Source organism: Bacillus sp. KS1 (assembly GCF_020075515.1).
Lineage (GTDB): Bacteria > Bacillota > Bacilli > Bacillales > Bacillaceae > Bacillus > Bacillus velezensis.
Genome location: NZ_JACAWW010000015.1, coordinates 651,520 through 665,558 on the forward strand (window position 1 = coordinate 651,520; position 14,039 = coordinate 665,558).

A 14,039-nucleotide genomic window follows, 5' to 3' on the forward strand; every position below is an offset into this window, starting at 1 on the left:
AATTTCTTGTTTTTGGGAGGTGTAAAAGCCTGTCAATTTGCTCTATCTCTATTGAATAAGACACACCTGACACATATAGTACAAAGAAAACCGGACTGAATCGGGACTTTACACGTCATTTTTCAATCGAATCGAAAAATTAAATTTATTTCCAACGTAGACACGCTGAATGTGATGAGTCTCAATATGGCATTGAATCTTAGATTGCTGTAAGAAGACGAGCCCTTGCCCGTCCTTGTTAATTTAAGGTTGATGTAAGGTTCGGATTAATACGGGTTAAGGTTGGAGTTGTACAATAAGATTGTACTTCAGTGAGGGATTCAGCCAGAAGAATTCCCCCTTCAATAAATCATAGAGGTGAAAAGGTTTGAGAGAAAATAAAATTTTGTCTTCATTATGTTACTTCAGTATATTTTTTGCGCCATTTCTGTTTCCGATTATCGTCTATTTTTTGGGTCAGGACGATGTGAAATATCATGCGAAAAAATCTTTGTGGACGCATCTGATTCCTTATTTGATCTTTGTAATTGGCATCATCGCTTCAGGTTTACTTGGTATGAATGACATCAGGCACGCCGGGCCTTTCCTGCTTGCGACGTATGCTGTTACATTCCTTGTGGCGATCTACTTTTTCATTTGGAACATTGTCAAAGGAATCAAAGTGTTTTCGGAACAATAGGAAAAAAAGGTTCTGTTATTGATCAACAGAACCTTTTTTTGTATAGCCATTATGATAATTGTATATCTATCGTTGTCCCTTCTCCCGCGGTGCTGTGAATGGTGATGTCCCCTCCGTGCTTTTGGATAATATCCTTTGCTATGGCCATTCCAAGACCAGAGCCTGCATGCGTCGTTCCTGTATTTGTGCCCCTGTAATAGCGATCAAACACTTTTTCCAGCTCCTCTTCTTCTATCCCTTTGCCGTTGTCCTTAATTGTCACATGAGTTCGTTCTTTTTGTTCAAGCTGTACAACGATCTTCACATCAGGATCATTGTGAACGAGGGCATTTAAAATGAGATTCGTGACCGCTCTCCGAATCAATATCGCATCAAGGTTCAGCATCAGCTTTTCCAGGTTCGTTTGAAGTTCAATGGATTTATCCGCATATCTAGAATCGTTTAACATATCAATTAACGTTTCCCGCAGCAGCGATACAAGGTTTACCCGCTCTGTATGTAACATCACATCGTTGTTTTTCAGCCTTGTCGTTAAATTTAAATCTTCCATCACATCTTTCATATAGAGGGATTTACTCTCGATGATCTGGGCGTACTCTCTGATCTGTTCGACTGTGAGATGGTAATTTGGATCTTGGATGATTTCTGCATAGCCTTGAATAGATGCTAATGGTGTTTTAATGTCATGAGAAATATGACTGATCCACTCTTCACGCATTTGCTCTAATTTATCTTTTTCTTTTTTGCTTGAAGATAGTTGTTCCGATAAATGATTGACATTATAGAAGACATCTTTATAAATGCCTTTGGATTTCATTTTGATCGTATAATCTCCATTAGCTAACCGCTGGATTCCTTGAATGACACGGCCGAGCGGTTTTGTGAGCTGCCGGCTGAATAGATAGCCAATGAGTAACGCGATCAATGCATCTATTGATAATAATATGATGGTCCCTGCATTGAACTTCGTCACAAATTCCTTGGTATCATATGAGAGGACATATTTTCCGAGAGAGGGATTTTTAAACCCTATAAAGTAACTGTACTCCTTGCCGTTTACTTTTTTTCCGCCGGCGTAAATGGTTGATAATAATCGTTCATCCTTATATTTATGTAAATTTACAATTTCAATAGGCGTATATTTTTTCTTCAGTCCTTTAGGTTCTCTATCATGATAAACATCCTGTCCGTTTTCATCTAATATTTGAATCCATGCATTCTGCTCTTTTAAAGCTTTTTGGCCCTCTTTGTTTACTGTGATACCATTGTTCGATAACGTGACATATTGTCGGAATGATCTTGTGAAAGTTTCCGGTGTACTTTCTTCGTCATGTTGGCTGTTCGCCTGGAAAACGAGCCAAAACATAAAAATAAATAAATTAATGAAGACTGTAATGATGGTCACGATAATGACAGAGACCATATACCTGCCTGTTAATCGCCAATTCATCCTTACGCATCCTTTACAGCAAATTTGTAGCCTAACCCTTTCACAGTGACGAGAAAGTCTGGTTTTGATGGGGTGTTTTCTATTTTCTCACGGAGCCTGCGTATATGAACCATCACCGTGTTGTCAGAACCGAAGAAATCTTCTCCCCATACAGCTTGATAGAGTGTTTCTTTACTGATCACCCGATTGGGATGCTGCAGAAAATAGGTCATAAGCATAAGTTCTTTAGGTGTTAACTCAATAGCCGCTCCATTTTTGGTAAGCTCGGCTTGTTGTTGGTTTAATTCAAATGGCCCTTTTTTTATCACGGTTCCGGTTTGAGAAGGCTGTAAGTAAGAGACCCGTCTCAGCTGCGCTTTGACCCGATATGCAACTTCCTTAGGGCTGAAGGGTTTTGTAATGTAGTCGTCTCCGCCGATGGCAAGTCCTACAATTTTATCCGTTTCCTCCCCCTTTGCAGACAAAAAGATAATAGGAACGTGTGAAATGTCTCTTATTTGCTTGCAGATATCATAGCCTTCACCGTCTGGCAGCATGATATCCAATATCACAAGATCGGGATTTTCTTGATGAAATTGAGCCAATCCGTCACGGGCAGTCGAAGCGGTGATCACGCGATCAATGCCTTCTCTTATTAATACGGTTTTGATCAGTTCCAAAATTTCTTTTTCGTCGTCTATGATTAATACTTTGCTGTGAAGCCGTGACATATATTGATCACTCCTTGAAGTCATTGTCATTATTATACCCAATGTCTGTGTATCGTTAAAAAAATCAACACTTCTACCCCACAGAAAATAAGCCAATTTTCTTTTTCAAGTAAGAAAATTGGCTTATTGCGATGCTGATGCCTTTAACGCTTTACAACAAATGTTGTCACGCTTTGAGCCGGAAGATGGGCCCAAAAATGATTGTCCGTTACTTTGAGATCGGTTCCAGGCTGAAGATTGCTGCTGCTGCTCGTGACCCATCTGGATACTTGCGAAGCAGTTCCATTCTTCAACACAAAGTTTTGGTTGACCCCTGTGTTATTTTTATTAATGGCAACAATCACGACTTTATTGTCTCCTTTATAGGCTGACACGTAAACATTCGGTTCAGGATTTTTCGTTGCATCAATCCTTACATAGCCAGGGCGCACAAATTTTGAGAAATGAGCCATATTGTATCCGCGTTTGCTGATCATCCCATCTTCTTTCATAGGGCCGTATGATCTGCGGATGTACCACCACACATAAGCTTGAAAATCTCCCTCCACCATTGAATGGTGAATATGCTCTGAAACACCTAAAGCCTCAGGCCAGCGATCCGCTGAATTGTTGTCACTATTCGGATAGTATACCTCCGTCATCCATAGCTCTTTCCCTCCTCCTTTTTGTTTGAAAAGAGGATAAGGAAACTGACTGACCTGAGTGCCGTATAGGTGGGTTCCGAGGATATCCATATTCCTAAGCGCCTGCGGATCGTTCAAAATGGGGTCCGATATATTTTTCAGGTATTGAAATGATTCCGGCGCAAGCACGCGGGCATTAATGGAACCGGCATTCTCTCTCATGAAACGCAGGATTTCTTGGGGCGTCCACCATGTCCATTCGTGAGCGTAATCAGGCTCGTTTTGCATAGAAATCGCATACAGATTGACACCATTACTCTTCATGAAATTAACGAAATCGTTAAGATGCTGCGCGTATGCGGCGTACTTATCGTATCTCAGCCGCTTAGCTGATGTGTCACCATTATGATTGAAAGTCTCAACCATATCGTTTGGCGGATTCCAAGGGGAAGCAAAAACGATTGCTCCATGTTTGATCGCACTCTTTGCAGTCTCCACTTCCTTGTACCAATTGTTTCTATTTTCATCTACATGAATTCTTAAGACCGAAAAACCTAACTGATTCTGTCCATTGCCAAAAGCGGTCTCCCGTTGAGGCGCAGTCAAATCTCCAATCCAAGCCGGGTGGTTCATTCCTCCAAAACCGCGAATCACTTGTCTATCTGCAGATATATTAACTGTTGCATCACTCGCTGCTGAAACTTCAGTAACTCCCGGTCCTAAGAGCATGACGGACATCATTGTGAAACATACCAATAATACACAAATTGTTTTTTTTACGCTCGACATCATTTTTTCCTCTCTTTCATATGTCTTTTATGGACTTAGAAAACGTATCTTTGCTTATCTTTGTGTAAACTGCCAGTAATCAACGTTAAACAAGTTTCCTGTACCAGTTCCCGTAAATACAAAGAATACGTTGTGAACACCTGTTGCGCCGCTTATCGCAGTTTCTATTTCTCTCCAGGATTGCGTTCCGCCTGTGGAAGGGACATTCAAGGTTCCGACAAGCTTACCGTTTGCACTGTCTAGCCGCACTTCTATTTTCCCGCCAAGAGCGGACGCTACATTTGCTTTAAACGTCCTGGCGCCGCCTGAGCCGAAGTCTGCATTTCCAACAGCAATCCAGTCTCCGTTATGAATGTTTGTGACATGTTGATTATTGACCGGCCCGCCGGGTGCTGAGGATGCCTCTGTCAAAATCCGTCCGTTCCAGGCAAACGTTTCCGCTTCTACCCGGTTATATGGATTCAAGTTGGATAGCTGTTTGACACCTGCAAAATTTGCCGCTACCTCTTGCAGGGAGCCATCTGGATTATGCACAAGCTTATTAATATGGGGAGAACGGTATCCTTTGCCGGCTCCGTAAAGAGCGGAGCTGACAGTTTGAGTATGATACACCACATACCACTCGTTTTTAAAATTGAAAACAGCATGGTGATTGTTCCCGCCGCCTCCGAAAAATGCTCCCGGATTTTTCAGAAAGTGCCCTCTATACGAAAAGAAACCCATGGGACTTGAGCTGGTCATATAGCCAATCTCACCTGGAGGTTTATCGGCTGGGTGCGCGCCCCCGAAATTGATACAATAGGAATAGTAATATTTCCCGTTATACTTATGCATCCCTGAGTCTTCAAACATAAATGGCGCATCAATGGTCGATGCACTTCCGGCAACACTGGTCATATCAGGACCTAATTTCATGACTCTTGCTGTTTTAGGATTGGCCCATTGCCCCTGCGTTGGATTTGAACCGCCCGGAACGCCTCCGCCGGCATATAGGTAACCGGTACCGTCATCATCTACGAATACTGCCGGATCAAAAAGCCATACAACACCGGACATTCCTGGCGTATTTGGCGTTACCAGCGCTTTTCCGATCGGATCTGTCCATGGGCCGGTCGGGCTGTCTGCGGTGAGAACCCCGATACCTCCGCCGCCGTTTGCGAAATAAAGGAAAAATTTATCCTTACCATTGATCTTTTTCACCGCGGCTGACGGGGCCCATGATGCTCCTGCCCATTTGGCAATCCCCCGGCCGCCATTCGCCCCATTGGCACCCGCTGCGGGAATCGCTCCGTGATCTGTCCAGTTCACCATATCCGCTGAAGATATGACGGATATTTTATTCAAATTGGCGAATGAATTATCCTTAATCGTTCCGTCGCTATTATATTCATAGTCATCGCTTGACATATAGATGTAGACTCTTCCGTTATAGGTCAGCGCAAACGGATCTGCTCCCAAATGATGGTCTATAAGCGGATTTGAATTCCCAACATGTTTTGCAATTGGAGTGCTGGCAGCATACGCAGACTTCCCAGTGAAGCAACTCAATAATAAAGCAAGGACCCATAGGCATACCCAACATTTTTTACACATAACTTAACGCTCCTCCTTTTTCTTTAAATTTAGGGAACTTTTACCATTAGAGAACAAATTGCTGTACCGGCAGTAAAAAGCAGACTCCGCAGTTAAGCAACTCAATAATAGAGCTAGTACCTATAAACATACGCTACACTTTTTTCTAATAACTTGACATCCTCCTTTTTCCTTAAAATGTATGATGATTTTTTTACCATTTGATGACAACTGGTCATGGAGAACGGCTCTGGAGTAAGCCTTGCGAACACAGGAGTATGACTCTCGCCTTTTTAATAAAAACGCCGCTGAGTGCCAGGCCAGCGGCGTTTTACACTTGATCATTTACATTTTGTCAAACTTTGCGTCTCCCGCAAACGATCCCATTGACAGTTGTTCTTCAAGAACAAGTCCGTGATGATGCCGTTCTTCAATCCTTTTGATAATAGATCGAATTGTATCCGTATTTTCTTCAATATTGTGAGGGTCAAAGATCGTCACATGGTCTCCTTTTAATTTGTACTCAAGGTAATGCTGTGCGGTTGATTGCTTCCATCCTCTATCGGTCAACTCGCCGCATAGAAAATGATGAATGTTGGCGTTCACCGCGCCGGAATTGATCAGTTTATTGTGATATGTGAGATAGCTTCTGATTTTATCCTTAATGGAAGGAATGGTTAATAATTCTCTATAATAATCCGGAATGATATCCAGATTCCGATGAATGATCTCTTCGGTTTCCTTTTCCGAAATATAATTCACCGATACGGCTCTTTTAGAATCAAGCATCATAATGTCCGATACGATGCGTCCGCGCTTCTCCAAGGCTTTGGCAACCTCAAAAGCCAAATTCGACCCCGAGGAGTACCCGAGTAAAACAAAGGGCCCTTGTTCCTGAATGCCTATCATGCTTTCTGCATACCGGTCAACGATCTCTTGCTCGTAAGACGGCTCTTCTAGGAAATCAGCGGCATAGACGGTGCAGCGGCCGTCAAGTCTTTTCGCCATTTCATTATAGACCAGCCCGTACCCGAATAAAGGCGGGAAACAGAACACAGGGATTGAACCGTTCTGATTCATCTTGACGAAGACGTTATCCGTTCTGGACTCGAAAACTGCCGCTTGTATGGCGCGTGCCATTGTTTCAATGGTAGGGAAATCGTATACGGCTTGATAATGCATTTTGATTCCCATACGGTCGTTGATTTGATGAATAACTTGCAATACTTTGAGCGAATGGCCGCCAACGTCAAAGAAGTTATCTTTAATTCCCGGGTCACTGATAGCTAAAATATTCTTCCATATCTCGGCCAGCTGCTTTTCAATTAATGTTCCGGGCGCTTCGTATTCGATTCCGGTGAGCCTATTTCCCTCAGGAGCCGGCAAAGCTTTTCGATCGATTTTTCCATTTGCGGTTATCGGCATCTTCTCCATTTGGACAAAGTAAGCCGGTATCATATAAGCGGGCAGTTTGTTCAGTAAATGATGCTTCAGCTGCGCCGTATTTACTGACCCGTCTCCTGACAAGTAGGCGCACAGCTGCTTTGAGCCCTCTTCTTCAATTGCGATGACGACCGCTTCTTTGACAGCATCGAGTTGTAATAAAGATGCTTCGATCTCGCCGAGTTCTATCCGGTAGCCTCGGATTTTCACTTGATGATCGATTCGTCCCAAATACTCGATATTACCATCGGGCAGCCATCTTGCCAAGTCGCCTGTCCGGTACATCCGCTTCCCTGCTTCAAATGGGTGAGCCGCAAACTTCTCAGCCGTCAGCTCCGGGCGGTTCAAATAGCCCCGTGCGAGCCCGTCTCCGGCGATACACAGCTCTCCTGCCACACCGAGCGGTTGAAAATATTCCGATTGGGGGTGTACGATATACAATTGAATGTTGGAAATCGGTTTACCTATCGGAACTGAGTTAAGCGTTTCTCCCGCTTCGCATTCAAAATACGATACATCGATCGTCGCTTCGGTCGGCCCGTATAAATTGATGATTTGAACCTCACCCGCCGGTGTGATCAAGCGATGAAACCCGGCAACGTGCGCAGGCGTCAAAGCCTCGCCGCTTGCAAATACATATTTTAATGATGCCAGCTTTCTCTTTAATTCCTCGTCGGATTTCTGCTCCATGGACTCAAGAAAAGCATGCAGCATCGCAGGCACAAAATGCATGACGGTGACATTTTTCTGCGCAATCGTATCTAAGATGACGTCAGGGTTCTTTTCCCCTCCGTTTGGAAGCAATACCGCTTTAGAACCAGTCATCGACCACCAGAACAACTCCCACACCGATACATCAAAGGTGATTGGGGTTTTTTGCAGAATGACATCCTGCTTATCCAGCGGGTAATGTTCCTGCATCCAAACGAGACGGTTGATTACGGATCGGTGTTCCACCATAACCCCTTTCGGTCGGCCTGTTGATCCCGAAGTATAGATAACATAAGCTAAGTGATTCGGTCCGGCCGTCTGTTTCAAGTTTGAACCATCTTCCCAAGAGAATCGCGGATCTTCCAGGTCAAGCACTTTTCCCGTAAAAGGCACGCTTTTCCTCAAGTGACTCTGTACTAACAACAGCTTCGTATCCGAATCCTCCAATATATAGTGAATCCGTTCTTCCGGATAGCTCGGATCGATCGGCACATACGCGCCGCCGGCTTTTAAGATTCCGAAGAGTCCTACGATCATTTCCAAGGAACGTTCGGCCATAATCCCGACCGGCTGATCCGGCTGCACGCCTTCTGATTGCAATGTCCGGGCAAGTTGATTGGCTCTTTCATTCAGTTCCCGGTATGTCAGCTGGCTTTCCCCGTATACGACAGCCGTTTGATCAGGCGTACGCTGTGCTTGTTCCTCAAACAATTTATGAAGCGTCTTTTCCTTTGGATAATCTGCTTCCGTATCATTAAATGCCTCTATAAGGAGCGAACGTTCACCCCCCGTAAGTATATCCAAGTCTTGGACGCGAATCGCCTGACTGTTCACCATCTGCTTAATGATTTGCATAAAATGCTCTTCCATCCGCTTGACACTTGCATGATCATAGACGTTGCTATTGTATACAAAATGAATGTCGATTTCTCCCGCGGGCATGACAATGAAATTGAAATCATAATGGGTATGCTCTTCCATATGGAAATTGATAATGTCCAGCGCGTCACGATTCGGTTTCATATGCTCCATTTGTTTCTCGACCGGATAATTTTCAAATACCATGATATGACTGATCAGCTGTTGCTTTTGTTCGGTTTGAGCCTGAATTTCATACAACGGAAATGTATCATACGCCTGAGAAGCCAATGCCTGCTCCTGGCTCATTTTCAACACTTGTTCCACAGTCATTTCAGGCTGAGCGGTAATACGTACGGGAATGGTGTTGATAAATAAACCGACCATGGATTCAATACCCGGAATTTCTGCCGGGCGGCCGGATACAACCGACCCGAAAACGACATCCTGACTGTTGTTGTATCTTTGCAGCAATAGTCCCCACGCACTTTGAATGAATGTATTCACGGTGACGTGATGCTTGCTTGCAGTCTGTCTGATTTCTTCTGACAGCTGTTTTCCGAGCCGGCTTGCAAGCCTTTGTTTTTGATATCCTTTGCCTTGGTTTGAATCGGTTTTTTTCAGCAAAGCGGTTTGTCCTTCATAACCATCCAAATATTTCTGCCAATAGGCTGAAGCGTGCTTATGATCCTGGTTTTCCAGCCATTCGATATATCGGCTGTACGGAGTGACGGCTTCCCGCTCCGCTTTTCTTCTATCAAGAATCGCATAATAGGTTTCAAATACTTCATTCGTAATAAGAGGCAGACACCAGCCATCCATTAAAATATGATGGAAGCTCCATATCAACCGGACTTGGTCATCCTCTGTACGAAGGATTGATACGCGCATTAACGCATCTTGGGTAAGGTCGAATCCTCTTGCCTTATCTTTTTGTACAAAGCCAGCAATGAACTCGTTTCGTTGTTTATTCTTCATGCTTCGAATATCTTCAACAGTTATTTCGATCGGTTTTTTTCGGAATACGATCTGCAAAGGCTGATCTTTCCATTCCGTATAAAAATGAGTCCGGAGAATCTCATGTCTTTCCGCCAGCTGCGACAAACTCATTGTAAATGCCTCGATATCCAAGTCGCCTTTGAGATCAAAAGCGGCTTGTTCAAAGTAAGCTCTGGAAGCCGAATCGATTAAACTATGGAACAGCATACCTTTCTGCATGGGAGTTAAAGGATATATATTTTCAATGTCGCCGATATGCTGTGTTTGCTGAACAAATTGATCTAATTCCTCGATTGTTATGTCCTTCAGCGAGATATCGCTTGGCGTCAGGTGAATGTCTTCTTGAGCTGCGCAATGTTCGATGACTTCTTTTAGGCTGTTCTTTAAGAGAGCTGCGCATGTTTCCATTGTTTCTCTTCGATATTGTTTACCGCTGTAACTGATGGCCAATGACAGCCGGCCGTCTGAGATCATGCCGTTAATGTCAAGCGTATAGGCAATGGGATGTCTGTCACTTGCAATTTTCCCTCCGGAGTAAGGAGATACCTCGATTCCTCCATTTTCGAAATCTTGATCAAATTGTCCTAGGTAATTGAAGCTGATTTCCGGATGTCCGGTCCATTCTGATGCCTTCGGATGATCGGACAAATATTTCATCAGGCCATATCCTATTCCTTTTTGGGGAATCTGACGCAGCTGTTCTTTCACCGTCCTAATCCGCTGGGAGATGTCCCGGTCCGCCTGAATTTGAAGAGAAACCGGGTATTGGGTTGTGAACCAGCCCACCGTACGTGAAATATCAACGTCTTGAAAAATAGATTCCCTGCCGTGTCCTTCCAGATGAACATGAATTTCTTCATGCTCCGTCCAGCGATGAACAGCCATTCCGAGTCCGGTCAGCAATAAATCATTAATGTCAGTCGTATAGGCCCGGTTCGATTTTTTTAATAAACGCTCGGTTTCTTCCTCTGTCCATTGGACGATGATCGTTTCCCGGTCTTCGGCCAGACCGGTCTCCTGCTCATTGTCCTTTGGCAATTTGTGTTGCGAGATATGTTTCTGCTCAAGCCAATATTGATTTTCCGCTTCAAATTCCGGACTTTCTGCATAACGTTTCAATCGTTCAGCCCATAACAGATAGGAATCCGTCTTCTTAGGGAGCGTGATCGCTTCTCCGTTTTGGAGCTGCTCATAAGCTGACGTTATATCCTCAAGTAAAATCCTCCACGATACGCCATCTACAACCAGATGATGAATCGCAATCAGCAAATGATCGCCATCTTGACATTGAAACAATCCCAGTTTCATGAGCGGTCCATCGGCTAAATGGATGGATTGCTGAATGTCATTGGCTATCGTTTCAATCGTTTCGGCTGGGTTGTTTTCTTCGAGTAAAGAGAACACGTCGAGGCTGAATAATTCTCCTTCACTGATCCCGCGGGTTCTGGCTTCGTATTCATGATCTCCTTGAACATAGACCATGCGCAAAGCATCGTGATGCTCGGCCATCTTCTTCATGACTTTCTGAAGCTTCGATTCGTCCAACCCCTCTTTAAAATAAAGCGTGACAGATTGATTATAATGGTGCGGATCAGGGTATTGCCGGGTGAAAAACCAATGCTGAATCGGCGTCAATAAGGTACGGCCTTTGATTTCCCCTTGTTCTGCGATTCGGGTAACGGGCTCAATAAAAGGAGCAAGCCCGGAGATCGTCGGGTGTTTGAACAAGTGTTTGATGTCAAGCTTATACCCGGCTTGATATAAGCTTGAGGTCACCTGAATCGACTTAATCGAATCTCCTCCCAGCTCAAAGAAATGATCATCGATTCCGACCTGTTCTGCGCCTAATACCGATTCCCACACCCCGGCCAGTATCTTTTCCAATTCTGTCCGCGGAGCTGTATAGGGATTGCCAGTGAGATTTCCCGTTGGAGCAGGCAGCGCCTGGCGATCTATTTTTCCGTTGGAAGTAAGCGGCATCGCTGCCAGCTGTACAAAATAAGCAGGGATCATATAGGACGGAAGCTGCCGGGACAGGTGCTCCTGAATTTCGCCTGCGGTTAAAGAATGCTGTGCGGTATAATAGGCGCACAAGGATGTTTCCCCGTTGGTTTCTTGTGCCATAACGAGAGCTTCTTGAATCGGCGGTATTTGGAAAAATGCGGATTCGACTTCCCCGATTTCAATGCGGTAACCGCGGATTTTCACCTGGTGGTCGATCCGGCCTAAATATTCGATATTTCCGTCCGGGAGTCGCCTTGCTAAATCTCCCGTCCGGTACATTTTCACCTCTGGCACAAAGGGGTGCTGCAAAAATCTTTCCGCTGTTAATTCCGCTCTGTTCAAGTATCCTCTGGCGATGCCGTCCCCGCTGATATAGATTTCTCCCGGGACGCCGGCCGGCACCGGCTTCATGCTCTTATCCAGCACGAAAATGTTCATGTTGTCCGCGGCGGTTCCGATCGGCACTGATTCCCGTCTGTCGTTTTGCGGATCAAAGGAATAAATCATACAGCCGACGACTGTCTCTGTAGGCCCGTATTCGTTAAAAATTTCGATTTTTCCGCCGAATTTCCCGCTGATGCTTCGGGCGAGCCGCGTGCTTAAATTGTCACCGCCGACAATGAATTTCCGAATGGTGCACTCAGCAGGGATATTCATCTCTTTCAATAACTGCAGGTGCGCCGGGGTCAGCTTGATAATATCCGTCCTTGAATCCTGAATAATGCAATCAAGCAAGGCAGCACTGTTTTCTCCTCCGTAGACAATAATGGAATTTCCTGAAACAAGCGGAGTGAAAACAGACGTTATCGTCAGATCAAAAGCGATGGACGAATATAGGGGAAAGTTGGTTTTTTCCCCTTTGACATAGACCCGGCGGGCCCACCAAATATAATTGGTTAAGCCCTGGTGCTCAATTGCCACTCCTTTAGGCTTGCCTGTGGAGCCTGACGTATAAATGACATAAGCCAAATCCTTCGTACTGCTGATCGGTTCCAGGTCAGAGCCGTCTTCGTGGTAAGAGCTTTCTTGATCGAGGAAAACCATTGTGCCCGCAAGTTCCAACTGTTTTTGAAGATGGCTCTGCGTCAGGATGATATCAGCTTGGGAGTCTTCTGCTATATACTGTATGCGATGCTTTGGATAATCCGGATCAATTGGCACATAGGCCCCTCCCGCTTTTAAAACGGCCAGTATTCCCACGACCAATTCGATCTCATGTTCGCAAATAATCGCAGTGAGCCGGTCCGTCTTTACCCCCTTTTTCCTTAACGTTCGGGCTAATTGATTGGCACGTTCATTGAGCTGGCGATATGTGAATTGCTTTTCTCCGCAAATAACGGCTGCTTGATCCGGTGTTCGTTTCATCTGTTCTTCGAATAACTGATAAACCGTCTTATCCCGCGGATATTCAGTTTTCGCAGTTTGATTGTCAACGAGAAGTGTATGTGTCTCCGATTCTGGCAAAATATTCACTTGGCCGAGGGGGAGGTCAGGCTGAAATAATATGACAGAAAATATCCGGTTTAAATGTCCGAGCACCTGCATCATATACTGACGGTCATAGACTTGTTCATTAAAACATAACTTTAGGTCAATCAAGTCTTCACCCATAGCAAACTGAAATAAAGCATCTGCAGCAGCCGTTTCTATGAAACCATCAGAATGAATTTGCTCTAGTGAAACGACTGTATGGATGATCGGCAAATGATTTGCATTGTAGTTCAGCCTCAGCTGTCCGGCCATTTTATCAAAGGGAACGTCCTGATATAAGATCGCTTCGTCCAGCGTATGTTTCAATTCATGGAAAATTGATTTAAACGTACTGCCGGAATTGATATGCTGTTTGATTAACATGAGCTGGTCTGAACGAAGATCTTCATCAGTTTCGTCTTCAAAGGTTGGAACCCCTGTAATCACGCCCTCTTCCCCCGTGTATTTGTATAAAAGGGATTCAATTCCGATCAGGAGAACCAGATAGACGGCCATTGGCGTTTGGTTCGTCATCGTCAGGATGCGCTGTGATACATCCGCACTCAATGAACTGTGAATACAGTCAGATCCGCTTGTTATATCACGCTTTACTGTTGAGTCGGACACTTGAAACGAAGGGAATGCACTGGGACGGTCTTCCGTGTGAAACATTCGGCCCCAGAACAACTCCTGTTGTTTGAATTCTGACATTCATATCCCTCCAGTTGGTT

At 44.6% G+C, this 14,039-nt stretch carries 6 protein-coding genes; 1 reads left to right on the forward strand and 5 read right to left on the reverse strand.

Features of this window, described 5'->3' with window-relative positions; translation table 11 throughout:
* The first annotated feature begins 367 nt into the window (after window positions 1–367).
* Window positions 368–679 carry a DUF4870 domain-containing protein gene (locus HWY38_RS10295; RefSeq protein ID WP_014418041.1) on the forward strand — a complete coding sequence of 104 codons (312 nt, stop codon included), beginning with the start codon at window positions 368–370 and terminating at the stop codon, window positions 677–679.
* Window positions 680–728: 49 nt separating this feature from the next.
* Here the strand turns inward: HWY38_RS10295 and HWY38_RS10300 are convergent, their stop codons facing one another.
* The 5 genes from HWY38_RS10300 to HWY38_RS10320 all read right to left on the reverse strand — a co-directional run bounded on the left by HWY38_RS10300 (window position 729) and on the right by HWY38_RS10320 (window position 14,019).
* Window positions 729–2,129 carry a sensor histidine kinase gene (locus HWY38_RS10300; protein ID WP_222836061.1) on the reverse strand — a complete coding sequence of 467 codons (1,401 nt, stop codon included), beginning with the start codon at window positions 2,127–2,129 and terminating at the stop codon, window positions 729–731.
* A 2-nt stretch (window positions 2,130–2,131) separates the two neighbouring features.
* Window positions 2,132–2,839, reverse strand: a complete 708-nt coding sequence (locus tag HWY38_RS10305) for a response regulator transcription factor (RefSeq protein ID WP_029325937.1) — start codon at window positions 2,837–2,839, stop codon at window positions 2,132–2,134.
* A gap of 143 nt (window positions 2,840–2,982) precedes the next feature.
* The gene (locus tag HWY38_RS10310) at window positions 2,983–4,254 is read right to left on the reverse strand and encodes a glycoside hydrolase family 30 beta sandwich domain-containing protein (RefSeq protein WP_224181772.1); all 1,272 of its coding nucleotides are present in this window, start codon (window positions 4,252–4,254) and stop codon (window positions 2,983–2,985) included.
* Window positions 4,255–4,305: 51 nt separating this feature from the next.
* Window positions 4,306–5,844 (reverse strand): glycoside hydrolase family 43 protein, encoded by a 1,539-nt coding sequence (locus HWY38_RS10315; protein WP_224181773.1) that lies wholly within the window; start codon window positions 5,842–5,844, stop codon window positions 4,306–4,308.
* A 324-nt stretch (window positions 5,845–6,168) separates the two neighbouring features.
* Window positions 6,169–14,019 carry a non-ribosomal peptide synthetase gene (locus HWY38_RS10320; RefSeq protein ID WP_224181774.1) on the reverse strand — a complete coding sequence of 2,617 codons (7,851 nt, stop codon included), beginning with the start codon at window positions 14,017–14,019 and terminating at the stop codon, window positions 6,169–6,171.
* Window positions 14,020–14,039: the final 20 nt, after the last annotated feature.

Bases quoted from the DNA above. Each gene is read 5' to 3' on its own strand.
- HWY38_RS10300 (WP_222836061.1), bottom strand. From the start codon at position 2,129: ATGAATTGGCGATTAACAGGCAGGTATATGGTCTCTGTCATTATCGTG.
- HWY38_RS10305 (WP_029325937.1), bottom strand. From the start codon at position 2,839: ATGTCACGGCTTCACAGCAAAGTATTAATCATAGACGACGAAAAAGAA.
- HWY38_RS10310 (WP_224181772.1), bottom strand. From the start codon at position 4,254: ATGATGTCGAGCGTAAAAAAAACAATTTGTGTATTATTGGTATGTTTC.
- HWY38_RS10315 (WP_224181773.1), bottom strand. From the start codon at position 5,844: ATGTGTAAAAAATGTTGGGTATGCCTATGGGTCCTTGCTTTATTATTG.
- HWY38_RS10320 (WP_224181774.1), bottom strand. From the start codon at position 14,019: ATGTCAGAATTCAAACAACAGGAGTTGTTCTGGGGCCGAATGTTTCAC.